This is a genomic window from Marinobacter sp. LV10R520-4 (assembly GCF_002563815.1).
Lineage (GTDB): Bacteria > Pseudomonadota > Gammaproteobacteria > Pseudomonadales > Oleiphilaceae > Marinobacter.
This window is the reverse complement of record NZ_PDJM01000001.1, coordinates 1,760,787-1,774,161: the sequence shown is the minus strand read 5'-3', so window position 1 is coordinate 1,774,161 and position 13,375 is coordinate 1,760,787. Positions and strand designations below refer to the sequence as shown.

Annotated in this window: 18 protein-coding genes and 5 pseudogenes; 5 read left to right on the top strand and 18 right to left on the bottom strand. The window is 52.9% G+C overall.

Annotated features, from left to right (window positions below; translation table 11 throughout):
* Window positions 1-226 precede the first annotated feature (226 nt).
* The 11 genes and pseudogenes from ATG98_RS08530 to ATG98_RS08480 all read right to left on the bottom strand — a co-directional run bounded on the left by ATG98_RS08530 (window position 227) and on the right by ATG98_RS08480 (window position 5,011).
* Window positions 227-1,237 carry a D-hexose-6-phosphate mutarotase gene (locus ATG98_RS08530; protein WP_098420650.1) on the bottom strand — a complete coding sequence of 337 codons (1,011 nt, stop codon included), beginning with the start codon at window positions 1,235-1,237 and terminating at the stop codon, window positions 227-229.
* Window positions 1,238-1,390: 153 nt separating this feature from the next.
* Window positions 1,391-1,678, bottom strand: coding sequence for a helix-turn-helix domain-containing protein (locus ATG98_RS08525; protein WP_098420649.1), 288 nt, complete (start codon window positions 1,676-1,678; stop codon window positions 1,391-1,393).
* A 54-nt stretch (window positions 1,679-1,732) separates the two neighbouring features.
* A pseudogene (locus ATG98_RS22350) lies at window positions 1,733-1,933 on the bottom strand (type II toxin-antitoxin system RelE/ParE family toxin); the annotation flags it as partial.
* A gap of 130 nt (window positions 1,934-2,063) precedes the next feature.
* Window positions 2,064-2,564 (bottom strand): annotated as a pseudogene (locus tag ATG98_RS08515) (TSUP family transporter); the annotation flags it as partial.
* An 11-nt stretch (window positions 2,565-2,575) separates the two neighbouring features.
* On the bottom strand, window positions 2,576-2,941 hold the full coding sequence (locus ATG98_RS08510; protein WP_143751176.1) for a hypothetical protein: 366 nt from the start codon (window positions 2,939-2,941) through the stop codon (window positions 2,576-2,578).
* Window positions 2,942-3,036: 95 nt separating this feature from the next.
* Complete coding sequence (locus ATG98_RS08505; protein WP_098420646.1) at window positions 3,037-3,330, bottom strand: type II toxin-antitoxin system RelE/ParE family toxin; 294 nt, start codon at window positions 3,328-3,330, stop codon at window positions 3,037-3,039.
* Window positions 3,327-3,551 (bottom strand): addiction module protein, encoded by a 225-nt coding sequence (locus tag ATG98_RS08500; RefSeq protein WP_098420645.1) that lies wholly within the window; start codon window positions 3,549-3,551, stop codon window positions 3,327-3,329. The genes ATG98_RS08505 and ATG98_RS08500 overlap by 4 nt, the downstream gene beginning before the upstream one ends.
* 147 nt (window positions 3,552-3,698) lie before the next feature.
* On the bottom strand, window positions 3,699-4,001 hold the full coding sequence (locus ATG98_RS08495; RefSeq protein ID WP_098422600.1) for a type II toxin-antitoxin system RelE/ParE family toxin: 303 nt from the start codon (window positions 3,999-4,001) through the stop codon (window positions 3,699-3,701).
* Window positions 3,998-4,279, bottom strand: a complete 282-nt coding sequence (locus ATG98_RS08490; RefSeq protein ID WP_007348116.1) for a type II toxin-antitoxin system Phd/YefM family antitoxin — start codon at window positions 4,277-4,279, stop codon at window positions 3,998-4,000. The genes ATG98_RS08495 and ATG98_RS08490 overlap by 4 nt, the downstream gene beginning before the upstream one ends.
* A gap of 165 nt (window positions 4,280-4,444) precedes the next feature.
* Complete coding sequence (locus ATG98_RS08485; RefSeq protein WP_098420643.1) at window positions 4,445-4,732, bottom strand: HigA family addiction module antitoxin; 288 nt, start codon at window positions 4,730-4,732, stop codon at window positions 4,445-4,447.
* 10 nt (window positions 4,733-4,742) lie between these two features.
* A pseudogene (locus ATG98_RS08480) lies at window positions 4,743-5,011 on the bottom strand (type II toxin-antitoxin system RelE/ParE family toxin).
* A gap of 191 nt (window positions 5,012-5,202) precedes the next feature.
* Between ATG98_RS08480 and ATG98_RS08475 the strand changes: the two are divergent.
* Both ATG98_RS08475 and ATG98_RS08470 read left to right on the top strand, forming a co-directional pair.
* Entirely contained in the window at window positions 5,203-5,448 is a 246-nt protein-coding gene (locus ATG98_RS08475) for a type II toxin-antitoxin system CcdA family antitoxin (RefSeq protein ID WP_036183053.1), read from the top strand.
* Complete coding sequence (locus tag ATG98_RS08470) at window positions 5,448-5,765, top strand: CcdB family protein (protein ID WP_098420614.1); 318 nt, start codon at window positions 5,448-5,450, stop codon at window positions 5,763-5,765. Before ATG98_RS08475 ends, ATG98_RS08470 begins: the two co-directional genes overlap by 1 nt.
* 785 nt (window positions 5,766-6,550) lie before the next feature.
* On the opposite strand, the gene brnA is transcribed toward ATG98_RS08470, so the two are convergent.
* From brnA to ATG98_RS08450, 4 genes are all read right to left on the bottom strand, one after another.
* The gene (gene brnA / locus ATG98_RS08465; protein ID WP_098420641.1) at window positions 6,551-6,802 is read right to left on the bottom strand and encodes a type II toxin-antitoxin system BrnA family antitoxin; all 252 of its coding nucleotides are present in this window, start codon (window positions 6,800-6,802) and stop codon (window positions 6,551-6,553) included.
* On the bottom strand, window positions 6,792-7,055 hold the full coding sequence (locus ATG98_RS08460) for a BrnT family toxin (protein WP_098420640.1): 264 nt from the start codon (window positions 7,053-7,055) through the stop codon (window positions 6,792-6,794). Before ATG98_RS08460 ends, brnA begins: the two co-directional genes overlap by 11 nt.
* A gap of 85 nt (window positions 7,056-7,140) precedes the next feature.
* Window positions 7,141-7,443 carry a CopG family antitoxin gene (locus ATG98_RS08455; RefSeq protein WP_098420639.1) on the bottom strand — a complete coding sequence of 101 codons (303 nt, stop codon included), beginning with the start codon at window positions 7,441-7,443 and terminating at the stop codon, window positions 7,141-7,143.
* Complete coding sequence (locus ATG98_RS08450; RefSeq protein ID WP_098420638.1) at window positions 7,430-7,717, bottom strand: toxin; 288 nt, start codon at window positions 7,715-7,717, stop codon at window positions 7,430-7,432. Before ATG98_RS08450 ends, ATG98_RS08455 begins: the two co-directional genes overlap by 14 nt.
* Window positions 7,718-8,957: 1,240 nt before the next feature.
* Between ATG98_RS08450 and ATG98_RS08445 the strand changes: the two genes are divergently transcribed.
* On the top strand, window positions 8,958-9,419 hold the full coding sequence (locus ATG98_RS08445) for a helix-turn-helix domain-containing protein (RefSeq protein ID WP_018405070.1): 462 nt from the start codon (window positions 8,958-8,960) through the stop codon (window positions 9,417-9,419).
* 434 nt (window positions 9,420-9,853) lie between these two features.
* Here ATG98_RS08445 and ATG98_RS08435 read toward each other — a convergent pair.
* Window positions 9,854-11,135 (bottom strand): annotated as a pseudogene (locus ATG98_RS08435) (IS4 family transposase).
* A gap of 91 nt (window positions 11,136-11,226) precedes the next feature.
* On the opposite strand from ATG98_RS08435, the gene ATG98_RS08430 reads away from it, so the two are divergent.
* A complete protein-coding gene (locus ATG98_RS08430; protein WP_228706261.1) occupies window positions 11,227-11,742 on the top strand; it encodes a transposase in 516 nt (171 codons plus the stop codon).
* 137 nt (window positions 11,743-11,879) lie between these two features.
* On the opposite strand, the gene ATG98_RS08425 is transcribed toward ATG98_RS08430, so the two are convergent.
* Together ATG98_RS08425 and ATG98_RS08420 are read right to left on the bottom strand one after the other, a co-directional pair.
* A complete protein-coding gene (locus ATG98_RS08425; protein WP_098420636.1) occupies window positions 11,880-12,182 on the bottom strand; it encodes a type II toxin-antitoxin system RelE/ParE family toxin in 303 nt (100 codons plus the stop codon).
* Window positions 12,170-12,403, bottom strand: a complete 234-nt coding sequence (locus tag ATG98_RS08420; RefSeq protein WP_416376594.1) for a type II toxin-antitoxin system Phd/YefM family antitoxin — start codon at window positions 12,401-12,403, stop codon at window positions 12,170-12,172. Before ATG98_RS08420 ends, ATG98_RS08425 begins: the two co-directional genes overlap by 13 nt.
* A 178-nt stretch (window positions 12,404-12,581) precedes the next feature.
* On the opposite strand from ATG98_RS08420, the pseudogene istA reads away from it, so the two are divergent.
* Window positions 12,582-13,220: pseudogene (istA, locus tag ATG98_RS08415) on the top strand (IS21 family transposase); the annotation flags it as partial.
* Between the last annotated feature and the right edge of the window lie 155 nt (window positions 13,221-13,375).

The following is a 13,375-nucleotide window of genomic DNA, read 5'->3' as shown; positions in this document are numbered from 1 at the left end:
GACGCTCCTACGTAAAATCTGGGTGTGCTTTCGATGATAAGTCCTCCAGATTTTAAGAATAGGCGCTATTTTTAGATCGTTTATCAACCAATTTCAGATCGATGATTGTCTTCGACCTTTTTCTACAGCCTCAACGTTTGAGCTAAGCGGCAGGCTGCGCGCAAGGCCCAGAATGAAATGAGGGCCTGTAACGGCATGCCGATGCGGGTCCGTTTGAGCGAAGGGTTTAGGCCTCGCTCTCGCTGAAGCCCAGGCAACTACTTGTACTTCGCCGCAGTGATGAATTGGCTGAAGGTTTCGCAATCCGATAACAGACCGACAAGCAATGCTCCGCACCCGCAGCAATGCTGACACGATCATCAGCAATATTGCCAGTTTCAATACACAGCATGTTCAAATAACCGCCCTCCCCCATATCACCCAGCCGGGCTGATTTATCAATCCAGGGGTTCCAGACCACGGTTGAGCGGCTGTTGTTGGTTTCAATGTTGATACGACGTTGCCAACCTTTGTCTTCGAGTGAACAGACGGGCTGGGTATCTTGATAAATGCGGTCAATTTCGGCATCAATGCAAATCAGCGTGATTTCGACTTTACGCTGCCAATCATCCAGGGCATCAATGAACTGGCAACCTTCCAGGCCCTTAACCGTCACATCATTGATATCACTCACGGCAAAATAACTGTGTAACGCCTGACTGATGGTGACGGTTTCTAACCCATGATTGCGCGTAATCAAGTTCAGCTCAAGGGTTGCGCCGGCGCTGACGTGTAGCTCTAGCTCGGTGTTGTGTGACCATAAGGCTGGGGGCACTTGCGTTTGCGGCAGGCGAAATACTATGTTCGTTTGCCCGGCAGCCGTCGTGCTGGTTTCAATCACGTCCCAAACGGCGGCTCTGACAAAACCATGGGCGGGATAATCCTCACGATCAGGATGTGCGCCAAACCAAGGCCAACACACTGGAATGCCGCCGCGAATGGTTTTACCCGCGATAAACGTCGCTTCGTCTGAAAGCCAGATCAGCGGTTGCTGCTCGTTGGCACCTCTTTCGGCACCCCCTTTAGCTTCTCTTTTAGCAGCCCAGGACAGCACCTGCGCGCCCTGCAGGGCAATGCTTGCCGTGGCTTGCTGGTTAGTGATGTCAGCCACAATCAAATCGCCAGTCGCGTTGAATTGCAGGTGCCCTTCTATTGCGAACTGTTCGTTGAGTGTGGCAAGTTTTTGCTGGCTGGGCATTTGCTTGAAACCTGTGTTTAACCGAGGAATTTATGCTGCTGGTTATGGCTTGTTTTATAGTCTAAACACAGCCCACTACTCGTTATTTTTGGGCATCTTTAATGTATATGGCGGTGCCGCCGTTGCGCTTTCCCACTTCACCTTGCTCCATACTCAGTGTAGCTGGCCAAAAACTTCCGGGTGCTGCTCAGCAATACGCAAAAGCGCAACTGCTGGGCCTTGTGGCTCTCTACGCCCTTGCTCCCAATCCTGCAGGGTGCGAACGCTTACTCCCATGAGACCGGCAAAAACTGACTGAGACATTTTCAGTTTTAACCGAATAATTTGAGGCGCTGAGGGCTCAGACAGTTCATAAGTGCGCAACGCCCGATTGCCCTTTTTGAATTGTTTAATTTCATCAAGCCCAGCGAGGATTTCTGCACCAAGATTTCTATCACTCATTTTTAATCGCCTCCGCTATCTGCTTAAGCATGTGCCCGGGAATCGAGGCACGTCCCAATAGTAGATCGCTCTAATGCCACCACTCTTGCCCGATCCCGCTGGTGCCCAACGAACCTTGCGAACACCACCAGAGCCCTTGATGAGATCGCCCGCATCAGGCTTCTGCATAAGGTATGTTTGAAACCCACGGTATTCTTCGTCCGTGAGGTAGCTCGGCAACAGCTTGGTGAACGTCGAGGTTTCAATGAATAGCATTGCTAAAATATACGGCGCTGCCGTATAAACATCAAGGCCAGATCAGTGAGGTGTAAACGCTCGGCTCACGCGCCGGTTTGGAGCCGCGAAGCGGTGGAAAAACGCTCACTGTGCAGCAGATCGTTAGGCGTCACTGCGCAACCAGACTGCGGACGGCCATATAGCCACCAACAAAAAGCATGGAAACCAGAAACCACTTGCGAAATGCAGCCGGTTCGATTCGATTACGCGTGTGCCGCCCAATGAACATGCCGACCAACGCTGGCACCACCGCGCCAGCGGAGGCCACGAGAATTCCGGAAGAAAAGCTTCCGCTTGCACCCAGTGCAACTGCCAATGCAACCGTGGACACTGTAAAAGACAAGCCCAGTACTTGAATGAGTTCGTCTTTGGTCAGGCCCAGCGCACTGAGATAGGGCGCGGCCGGAACTACAAAGACACCTGTTGCGCCGGCAAGGATGCCTGTGACGCCACCGACAATTGGCGAAAGGCGAAGCTCCACTTTTTGCGACACGCTGAACTTTGGCAGGAACAGCGCAATGACCGCATAGAGCGCAAGAACTGACCCGAGCGCAAGTGATGGCCAGCGGGACGACCCCGAGGTAAGGAACTGAATGCCAATTGCTGTACCAAGGCATACTGTTAGGCGATCGAACTCGGCTCGGCGCCATTAGTGAAGTATGCCCGTATAATATAGCAGTTCTTGCTTTCCTCAATGGCCATCGCAAACTCTACTTTTTTCTTTACCGCTGGAAAAAGCTTGTCCTTTTGCTTCATGATTCGCCTGAACTCCCATTCGAGACCTTCGAGTGCCTCTATGCTAGGCGCCCGGGCCCGTTGAGACTCAATGAACTTTTTGAGCTTTCCATTACGTTTTTTTCCAGATGACAGTGACATATTCCACGCAGTCTTCACCAAATCCAAGTGTGCCTGCATTTCCTCCAAATTTTCCACGCTCTTTAGCAGGTCACCGCTAACTGCTATGAGCATTTCTGATACCTTTTTCATGCTGTGGATCTTACTCAAACTCAGATTGTGGTGCGCCTAACGCGCCGGTTTGGAGCCGCGAAGCGGCGGAAAATCGGTCGCCGTGCAGCCGATTTTTAAAGCCTGCCTAGCCAGTAGTGCGGCCGCCGCCGGTCATGTGCAACCGCTAGAATCTGGAAACAGCTAGGCTTTTTTCGATAGACGATGGATAGCGGAAATCGATGAAGGGAAGCTCTGCGAATATCCGGCTCTAGCTTGACCTGCCAAGCTTCTGGTGAATCGCCGATCAGTTCGGCGAGGGCCCCAAATTCCTCTATAAAGGCACCACCCAATCCTGGAACCCTCGATTCGTAGTAACCGACTGATTCCAAAAACTCGGCTTCCGCTGCCGGGTGAAAAACGTAGTTCATTTGATTAGTGCTCGAGCCTTCCTCATAACGTCGTCACCGGGTACCGCTGGAACCAACCCGCTATCAAGTTCTTCCGCTCTTCTGCGAGCCTCAAGCAACCAGTCAGACTTAAGCTCTTCCTCTGACGGAGATTCCAGGCTCAAAACCAATCGTTGGATCAACAGAGCTCGCTCTTCTTTTGGCAGATGGAGTGCCTCGTCTTCAATTCTTTGGAGATTCATGGGCGCAACCTCTCGTTCGTGTATCTGTTAATTCTGACACGGATAGGTAATGGCTGCCATGCATCGAGCTTTACCCTTTAACGCCCGGCTCACCCGCCGGTTTGGCGCCGCTAAGCGGCGGAAAATCGGTCGCTGTGCAGCCGCTGGTTATGTTTCATCATCATCGACCTCGGACACCCGCAATAACTGGCTGCTGCGACGCACAGTCAGAATATCAACCTGATCTTTGACGCTGTGAATAACCCGATAAGTTCCAAATATCAACTCTCTGATGCGAGGCGACCCCACCTCGGGAACCATACGCCCACTTTTAGGGAAGTCGACTAGCCGCTCTACCGTGGCGAATAAACCATCAACCCACCGTAGCGCAGCATCTGGGTTATCTTCTGCTATATACCGAGCAATATCCTCAACACGCTCCAGCGCAAGCGGGGACCAAACAATCTTCATTGACCCAGCCTGCTCAAAACCCGAGCCTTCGCGTCTTCATGCGCAATACCATCCCCGGAGGCTATCTGTTCTTCGGCCTTATACACCTCTTCCAGCACTTCCAGACGCTCTTGCATCCTCTCGTACTCGTGGACACCCACCAATACTGCAACGCCACGACCTCTCTGCGTCAATACCATAGGGCGGCGGGTTTCATGGAGCTGCTTTACAAATGTGGCTACCCCTGCCCGGAATTCAGACAGAGGACGGATATCTTCATCTACACGGACCCTAGACATGGCATTCACCTCAAGTACGTTTTAGCGTACATTAAAGAGTACGACATTGCTTACAGGCAGACAAGGTGTCCGAGGGAAGAAACATAACGCTTGCCATCACCGGTGACAAAACCGCAGCGAAGCGGAGGGTTTGAAATCCGGTGCATGGCTTGGTTATGTGATGATTCAGGCCGCAACAAGCCTCTTCACGTTGAGCTCTTTACGATGTTGTTCAGCATGCCAAAGCTCATATTGGGACTGCTGGTTTAGCCAGCTCTCTGCTGAGGTGTCAAACGCAATAGAAAGCCGAATAGCCATTTCGGGACTAATACCGGCCTTGCCGTTCAATACAGCGCTCAAAGTTTTTCGGCTAACACCCAATGCCTCTGCAGCCGCCGTGACAGAGATGCCAAGGGGCTCCAGACAAAGCTCTCGCAATACTTCACCAGGGTGGGGAGGATTGTGCATCAACATTGGCTATACCTCAGTGGTAATCTTCATAGTTCACTATCTCGGCATCACCGTCCTCAAACCGGAACGTTACCCGCCAGTTACCACTGACCAGACTCCAGCGCGATTGCCGGACAGTTCGTGCAATCGAAGGCCTGGTAAGTCCATATCTTTGGCATCCGACGCTGCATTTAATCTACCGAGAATAAGCCGAAGCCTCTTCGCGTGACCAGCCTGAATCCCTGCTGTGCTACCGGACTTGAAAAACTTGGCCAAGCCCTTGTGTTTGAAGCTTCGAATCATTACTTGATCGTACCCTGTAACGTATCAGGTTTCAAAGCACATAACGCTGAGACAAGCGGCGGCTAAAAGCCGACCGGTGGACGGCCATCAGGCCGGGAACGAACTTGATTGATTGGTTAAATGCACTTGAATGCGCACCCGCATACGCATAAGCTGTGTAAAAGCCAGAAAATAGCTCTGTGGAGGCCAAAATGCATGAGCTCTACGATATAGCTTCTCCTAAAAAGGCAACGAATCTGTCCGTGAACAGCGACCTGCTTTCAAAAACGCGAGCGTTGAACATCAATCTCTCGGCCACGCTTGAGCGAGCTTTGAGAGAAGAGTTGGCGAAACGCAAAGCAGCTCAATGGGCTGACGAAAACCGCGCTGCCATCACAAGTTACAACGAGTTCGTTGAGCAGCATGGTTGCTTCGGTGACGAATTTAGGGAATTTTAATGGCCCAGTTCGATGTATACCCCAATCCGAACAAAGCCAGCAAATCGTTTTATCCCTACTTGGTCGACATTCAAAGCCTGCACTTATCTGAACTGGCAACACGCATCGTTATTCCGCTTGGCAGGCTCTCAGCCTTCGGGAACCAAACGATGCAGGGCCTCACTCCAAAGGTCACCTTCGATGGCCAGAAACTTCTGTTGCTGACACCTCAAATATCCTCAGTGCCCACCAAGCAACTGAATAACCCCGCAGGCTCATTAACCCACTTTCGAGACCAGATAGTAGATGCCCTGGACTTCGCGATCACTGGCATTTAACGCTGCGCTAATGTGCGCCGTTTACGGCGTCACGGTTTAGCGATTTGTGTACGCCCAGCATGGGCATGAACTAATGGGGTGAAAGTCCCCTGTGGGAAGATCACCGTTCAGCCGGTTTTACCGATTGAACGCTAACCACTAGCGAATGGCAAGGGCCAACCCGCGAGGCGCCGTCTCCGGAACGCCGGCCGGAAGTAAGCCGCTAGCAAAGCTGCGAGCTGATGAACAAGAACATCATATGAGGCGTAGGCCGGAGGCGAGTTGGCACAAGCCGACGGGGCGGCCTCCCGCGAAGCCGCGTGATCTAACGGCCACCGTAAATGATGCAGTTGCGCAGTGACAGTGCATGTTCTTATTTGGGGCGGTCCGACGCTTCGGGATCTGCTCAACGAGCGATCGGTCAATTACCAGTCAGGCCACTGATCGATCAAGCTTGGGCGCAGCCGTTGCCACCGGCGGTTGCGAGCGAACGAGGTGGACACCGATAGCGCCGATAGGGGTAACCCCGCCGGTGATTGAGCAGAAGTCAGCAGACGGCATAGTAGCCAAACGCCCATCGTAATGGTTGGGACAGGGTGAAGGCCTGAACCCGAAAATCAATGAGGAGCCTGTGCAGCTCAACGATTCCATGTCCGACCGGGCTGAGGAACGTTGGCGCAAAATCAGAAGCCATCATTGGGGTAGGAGGAGGTAATCGGCCATCTTACTCTGAACGTTTTCGGGAAACGCCCTGTGCGGACCCGCCGGTCCGACGCATCGGTGCAGGGTGTTGTGGGGGCTGGGGGTTAGATACCCCCGGCTACCCGATTAGCAGCTTCGGCCTGAAGGCGCTCAACTAGCCAGACCTTGATGATTGACTGGCGCGTGACACCGATACGGGCCGCTTCCCGGTCTAGCGATTCAACAACCCACGCAGGGAAATCTACATTTATCCGCTTTGCTTCTTGGTTCACGCGCCGCGCCGTGGAAAGATCAAGATCGTCAACAATATTCTCCTGATCTTCCTCAAACTTTTTGTCGAAATCTCTAGCTTTCATAGAGCTCTACCTCTTTCTTGCGGGAACGCCTGACTGAAATCATCCGAATACGCCTGCCCCTATATGTAACGACCGCAGACCAATGCTTTTCGCCTATTCGACCAACCAGGAGGAATCGCTCCTCATCCATAGCTTTTGCTCGGACTTCCAACAGATATGGATCTTCCCAAAGCGTTCGAGCACTCTCGAAATCAATACCGTGCTTTTCCAGATTAGCCTTGCTTTTGTGGTCGTCGAACTCGAATTCATCCATGAGTATAAAATATCCCTTTTTTACTCAACCGGCAAGATCGTGGAGGTAAAGTGGTGCCTGCTAACGCAGAAGGCAGCAGCGCGCGTCAGCGCGTCCGCTGGCCTGACTTGTTAGCAGAGATGTCCTTGAACCCACCAGAGGCATACTTGTGCAAAACACTGGAAACCAGAGATTGGTACGGCAGGCCCTCCTCCAAAGCCCGGCGCTGAAGTGCCTCCAGATCCCGCCTAGAAATACGGATATTGATCCGCTTGTCTTTCTTGAAGGTTTCTTCGGCTGCCTTCGTGAGATGCTCGCGCCGATCGGCATCCAGATCCGATTCGAATTCCCCGGACTCGTATGCCTCAAGCAACTCTTGCTCTTCAGAATCTAATTTAATCTTGGCCATACAATCCCCCTAAAAATTTCTTGGTGGCCTTGCGGCTGGGGATGATCGTTTTGAGAAAGATCTCCCCGTCATTCTCAACATACGGTACCAGCCAGGCGTAATCATCAATCCGAACCACAAACAGACGCTGATTCGGATACTTATCACTGTTGGGATGAGGTCCATCATCAAGTAAACCATCAGACTGAAGGGCGAACAGAACGTCTTCGAAAGAAGCTCCGCACTCGCTCATCAACTGCTGGTTCTTTTCAGCATTCCAGTTAATTTGCTTCATGACATGAGTCTAGCAGAGTGTGTGCCTATTGGCATCTTGCTAACGCTCGGCTTTGCGGCGTGCCGGAGCGCAGCGAAGGCGCGTCCGCCAACAGCCATTTGTGTACGCCCAGCATGGGCATGAACTAATGGGGTGAAAGTCCCCTGTGGGAAGATCACCGTTCAGCCGGTTTTACCGATTGAACGCTAACCACTAGCGAATGGCAAGGGCCAACCCGCGAGGTGCGGTCTCCGGAACGCCGGCCGGAAGTAAGCCGCTAGCAAAGCTGCGAGCTGATGAACAAGAACATCATATGAGGCGTAGGCCGGAGGCGAGTTGGCACAAGCCGACGGGGCGGCCTCCCGCGAAGCCGCGTGATCTAACGGCCACCGTAAATGATGCAGTTGCGCAGTGACAGTGCATGTTCTTATTTGGGGCGGTCCGACGCTTCGGGATCTGTTCAACGAGCGATCGGTCAATTACCAGTCAGGCCACTGGTCGATCAAGCCTGGGCGCAGCCGTTGCCATCGGCGGTTGCGAGCGAACAAGGTGGACACCGATAGCGCCGATAGCGCCGATAGGGGTAACCCCGCCGGTGATTGAGCAGAAGTCAGCAGACGGCATAGTAGCCAAACGCCCATCGTAATGGTTGGGACAGGGTGAAGGCCTGAACCCGAAAATCAATGAGGAGCCTGTGCAGCTCAACGATTCCATGTCCGACCGGACTGAGGAACGTTGGCGCAAAATCAGAAGCCATCATTGGGGTAGGAGGAGGTAATCGGCCATCTTACTCTGAACGTTTTCGGGAAACGCCCTGTGCGGACCCGCCGGTCCGACGCATCGGTGCAGGGTGTTGTGGGGGCTGGGGGTTAGATACCCCCAGCTACCCGATTAGCTGGGTGTAACTGACAGCCCAGCCCCTGGCACTCAAAATGATAGCCTATTCCGCTGCTGCCCTTATGCCAAGATTCGCAGATGCACAGTGTCAAAATCACTGCAACCGATGCGGCGAACGAACCTAAACTTCAGAGTAACAGGCGCAGAACCAATTTTCCGTGGAAGGCCCCGCACGGCGAACACCGAATTTTATGACAACGCCAGTGAACGATTGAGCGGCCAAACTAACTACGGACTCAGACGGCCTTGGCGTAACTGAAAATTAGCGGTTTTGCTACGAACCTAGTACACTGTACATCTTAATAGTTCGCAATTAATAGCATTTTGCTATACTCGTTCTCAACCATCAATTGAGGACGACGATATGGCACCACGTTACAAGGTGACACTGACAAAAGAAGAACGAAAAGAATTGGAGGCAATTTCAACGAAGGGCAAAAGGGCCGCCCGAACCGTTTTATCTGCCCGCGCATTGCTACTGCTTGATGCTGGAGAATATGGGCCTAAATGGGTTGTTGCAAGAGTTGCTGAAGCCTTAGGGCGAACGACTCGAAGTCTCGAACATTTAAAAAAAAGATTTGTTGAAGAGGGTCTCACCGCAGCCATCGAACGGAAGAAACGCGAAACACCTCCCCGAGAAATTCTGTTTGGGGGTGAGTTTGAAGCCCGGCTTTTGGCATTGGCGTGTTCACAAGCGCCGGAAGGCCGAAAGCGTTGGACCGTACGGTTACTGGCTGAGAAAGTGGTGGAATTGGAAATAGCACCGAGTGTTTCCCCCATGACGGTATGTAACACTCTAAAAAAAATGAACTTAAGCCTCACCTGAGCAAGTACTGGAAAATACCACCGGATGAGAATGCCGCTTTTGTAGCGGCGATGGAGGACGTTCTTGATATCTATTCACGGCCATATGATCCGAAATTTCCGGTGGTCTGTATGGACGAATCGAGCATGCAGTTAATTGGCGAGGTTCATGAACCTATTCCAGCAGCTCCTGGGCCAATGTCATCAACTTAAGCCCCAGAAGTCCATTATGATCCTCTGAGTCACCAAGATTACCAATCGTGAGACAGCCTATTATTGAATCGACAGGCGATTAAAATCAGAGCCTAACCCGAAATCAGCGCCAAAGACCGTCAATGGTGTATTTGCCGGTGTGTCAGAGCGGTTTAAGCGTTATTCAGGGCGAGAACCATTCGACCGGTGGCCGGCACAGTCTGTCAGGAAGTCTTGTTATACGCCGCCGGGGGGTGGTGTCGGTCAGCGAGTCGGCTTGTACCCTTCACAGCCTTTGGTGGCCAGTCGTTTTCGGCGTCGTGGGCTACTTCGCCCGGGGCGCACCGCACTCAAGCTGTTACCCAACAGGCGCCACAGGTTATCCAGGGCCTCGCGGCTGGGACGCACGAACAAGGAGACGAGGGTATGCTTCAGCCGGGACACGCCCTGAGTGAAGTTCGCCTTCCAGGCCAGCTTTCGGTGGGCGGTTTTGCGCTCAATGTCGGGCTGCTGTAGGGCCTGCATCAGCAGGGCCAGGTTCTTGAGCAGTTGGCAGGCGTGGATGTCCTGCTGTACGGCACAGACCGTCCGGCCACTGACGTTTTCCAGGTCAGGGTTTGCTTAAGCCGGCGGTAGTCGGTCTCGATGCCCCAGCGCCGTTGGTACAGGTCGGCAAAGAGCTCGGCGGGGAAGGCCCCGGTGTCCAGGAGTGAGGTGGCCAGCACTTCCGTTTCCCCGGTGGGCAGCGTCACCCGGATCAACCGGATCTGGAGGGCCGTGTCCGGATCAACGCCGGACTGCCTACAGACCTGTCGGGATAACCAGTGCCGGCACGTCATTGAGACGGTGTCGTCGTCTTTTCCAGAATCCACAAACGCGCGGACTTCTCGGGAATGGGTCAGTGTCAGGCGCATCAGGAATTGCTGTTGACAGCGCTGTAGCTCGGCAAAGAGCCAGTGCGCGGGATAGCCCCGATCAAACAGAATCAGACTGTGGTCAGGAGCATGCTGGCACAGCCCCGCTCATCCACATCCGGCGTGATCAGGAGGGTGTGCAGAGTCTGATTGGACAGCAGGTCTTGCAGGACCGACACTCGGGCCACCGGCAACCCGTTGTGGGTACCAAAGTGCCTGGCCAGTGGGTCTTCCAGCGGCAAGTGCATGCTGGAGCCGTCCACGGCCAGCAGGCGCAGGCCCTGCCAGGTCTTGTGCAGCCCCAGCTCATCCATCTGGGCCTGCAGGGCGCTGTTGAGAGCCTCAAAAACTGACGCGCTGAGCTTCTGGCGGGCTTTGCTGAAGGCTTGTGCGGTGACCACCTGGGTTTCAAAGGCCGAGCCATTGAGCGCCTGAAAGAAGGCATCCAGTTCGGTTTGCAGGGCGCTTTTGGGCTGATTCAGCAGAAACAGGATCAGATTGCGGAAGGTCAAATGGCGTTTGCGGGTAAAGTGCTTCGGATGGGTGCGATGCTGGGCAATAAACTCGGGGCAGCTCAGTAAGCTGGTTATTTTATGTACAATTTTCGGAAAGAATGTCGGCTGGGTTGTCAAACGTTGTTTTTTTATTGTGCTCCATAGGGCATTTCCTCGTTGATGGTTGGGCTCTAATTATATGATATTTTTAGGGAAATGTCTTAAGTTGATGACATTGGCTCCTGGGCACCCTGTTTTGATGGATGATGAATATGTTCGTAAAGGAGTCGCAAACATATTTATTGAGGTAGAACCACTTGGAGGGCGGCGGAAAGTAAAAATTACTACAACACGAAAGCGAATTGACTGGGCCTTTTTTACCAAGGAAATGCTGGAAGAGCGTTACCCAGATGCGGAAAAAGTTATTTTTATTATGGACAATTTGAATACACACAATATGGCTTCGTTATACACGGCTTTCCCACCTGAAAAAGCCAAACGTTTGGCTGACCGGCTTGAGATACATTACACTCCAAAACATGGGAGTTGGCTGAACATTGCAGAGATAGAACTCAGTGTTTTGAAACGACAATGTCTTGCAGGACGAATTGATTGTATTGAAAAGATGCGAACTAAAGTGGCTGCATGGAATACAGACAGGAACAACCGACAAACCAATGTGGACTGGCAATTCGGTACAAATGATGCAAGACGCAAGTTAAAGCGTTTATATCCGAAGTTTTAAACTATACAGTGTACTAGGGCCAAGGCCACTGCCGCCGAACCACCAAAAAAGAACCACACCAATCCAGCTAACGCTGAGCGCACCGGTGGCTTTGACGCAGCGAAGCGGAGACAAAGGCATCCGCGTGCCGCGTCTGGTTAGCTGTTTTCCAGCATGTAAACACGAAGCTGCCGCTCCTCCCTCATAATATAGAGGATGAACACATGACTCCCTTCTTCACGGTAGAAAACACGGCAAGGGGGCACGACAACTTCCCTGTAGATTGAATTGGGTAGCTCAGGTGGAGTTCGGCCGGATTGCGGAAAGTTTTCCAAGCGCTCCGTTTTTTCAAAAACTTTTTCAACCAGAGCGCTTGCAGCAACTACATTATCCAGAGCAATGTACTCGGCAATAGAATCTAATTCTTGAAGAGCTGGCTCCGTCCAGATTATTTCAGCCATTTACTCATTTTCTCCCTGGCTTCGCTTTGGCTGTACGTTCTTCCCTCCAGTACAGCACGCTCTCCCCGTGAGAGCCCTTCAAGTAGTTCCAGCCGGCGCTGCATAAACTCGTAATCCTTCACATCAACAAGATAAGCGGACGGCTGGCCATGCTCTGTAATCAGTACCGGTTCTTTTGATAAACGCAGGTCTGCCAGAATTTTTGTCGCTTGGCTGCGTATTCCAGACCAAGGTTGCCACTGATTCCAGACGAAGCCTGCCACCCATTCCACGCGAAAGCTGCCACTGATTCCACGGCAAAGCTGCCACCCCGGCAGGTTGCCTGGTCCGCCCCATCGAAACCGCCCGACGCGGGATAACTTAACGGTACTCTGAGTCTTTTCATCCGGAGAAGATCAGATGCCAGCAAAGAGGTTATCCATGCGTAAGATCAAAGAAGTCCTTCGCCTGAAATGGGAGCGAGGGCTAAGTAATCGACAGATTGCGGCGGCCTGCGGCGTCAGCCGCCCCACGGTGAGCGAGTATCTTCGGCGTTTGGCCGAAGCCGGTCTGAACTGGCCATTGCCGGAGGATCTGGGTGAGGCTCAGCTGGAGCAGCTGTTGTTCCCGCCCCCTCCAGACTTGCCGGCTCAGGTTCGGGGCATACCGGACTGGAAGCAGATTCACGATGAACTGAAGGGTAAATACGTCACTCTGTTCCTGCTCTGGCAGGAGTACCGGCAGGCAAACCCAGAGGGGTATCAGTACAGCTGGTTCTGCGAACACTACCGGGCCTGGCAGGGCAAGCTGGACTTGGTGATGCGTCAGGATCATCGAGCGGGTGAGAAGCTGTTCGTGGACTACGCCGGCCAGACCGTGCCCGTCATTGACCGCACCACCGGAGAGATCCACGAGGCGCAGATCTTTGTGGCGGTTATGGGCGCTTCCAATTACACCTACGCCGAAGCCACCTGGAGCCAGAAGCTGCCGGACTGGATTGGCTCCCACATCCGGGTCTTCGAATTCCTCATGGGAGTGCCTGAACTGGTAATCCCCGATTATGTGCCCGGGCACATAATCGGGGTTATGTTCCCAACTCCGTTATGTTCCGTTCCCCGCAGAAGGCCTCTAAATCACAGGGGGCGCCCTTTCTAACGGGCACATAACGAAAGGCTCCGTTCTGGCGCATGATCTTCTTACCACCACGGTAGAAA

Bases quoted from the DNA above. Each gene is read 5' to 3' on its own strand.
- ATG98_RS08530 (WP_098420650.1), bottom strand. From the start codon at position 1,237: ATGCCCAGCCAGCAAAAACTTGCCACACTCAACGAACAGTTCGCAATA.
- ATG98_RS08525 (WP_098420649.1), bottom strand. From the start codon at position 1,678: ATGAGTGATAGAAATCTTGGTGCAGAAATCCTCGCTGGGCTTGATGAA.
- ATG98_RS08510 (WP_143751176.1), bottom strand. From the start codon at position 2,941: ATGAAAAAGGTATCAGAAATGCTCATAGCAGTTAGCGGTGACCTGCTA.
- ATG98_RS08505 (WP_098420646.1), bottom strand. From the start codon at position 3,330: ATGAACTACGTTTTTCACCCGGCAGCGGAAGCCGAGTTTTTGGAATCA.
- ATG98_RS08500 (WP_098420645.1), bottom strand. From the start codon at position 3,551: ATGAATCTCCAAAGAATTGAAGACGAGGCACTCCATCTGCCAAAAGAA.
- ATG98_RS08495 (WP_098422600.1), bottom strand. From the start codon at position 4,001: ATGAAGATTGTTTGGTCCCCGCTTGCGCTGGAGCGTGTTGAGGATATT.
- ATG98_RS08490 (WP_007348116.1), bottom strand. From the start codon at position 4,279: ATGTCTAGGGTCCGTGTAGATGAAGATATCCGTCCTCTGTCTGAATTC.
- ATG98_RS08485 (WP_098420643.1), bottom strand. From the start codon at position 4,732: ATGTTGATGCACAATCCTCCCCACCCTGGTGAAGTATTGCGAGAGCTT.
- ATG98_RS08475 (WP_036183053.1), top strand. From the start codon at position 5,203: ATGCATGAGCTCTACGATATAGCTTCTCCTAAAAAGGCAACGAATCTG.
- ATG98_RS08470 (WP_098420614.1), top strand. From the start codon at position 5,448: ATGGCCCAGTTCGATGTATACCCCAATCCGAACAAAGCCAGCAAATCG.
- brnA (WP_098420641.1), bottom strand. From the start codon at position 6,802: ATGAAAGCTAGAGATTTCGACAAAAAGTTTGAGGAAGATCAGGAGAAT.
- ATG98_RS08460 (WP_098420640.1), bottom strand. From the start codon at position 7,055: ATGGATGAATTCGAGTTCGACGACCACAAAAGCAAGGCTAATCTGGAA.
- ATG98_RS08455 (WP_098420639.1), bottom strand. From the start codon at position 7,443: ATGGCCAAGATTAAATTAGATTCTGAAGAGCAAGAGTTGCTTGAGGCA.
- ATG98_RS08450 (WP_098420638.1), bottom strand. From the start codon at position 7,717: ATGAAGCAAATTAACTGGAATGCTGAAAAGAACCAGCAGTTGATGAGC.
- ATG98_RS08445 (WP_018405070.1), top strand. From the start codon at position 8,958: ATGGCACCACGTTACAAGGTGACACTGACAAAAGAAGAACGAAAAGAA.
- ATG98_RS08430 (WP_228706261.1), top strand. From the start codon at position 11,227: ATGACATTGGCTCCTGGGCACCCTGTTTTGATGGATGATGAATATGTT.
- ATG98_RS08425 (WP_098420636.1), bottom strand. From the start codon at position 12,182: ATGGCTGAAATAATCTGGACGGAGCCAGCTCTTCAAGAATTAGATTCT.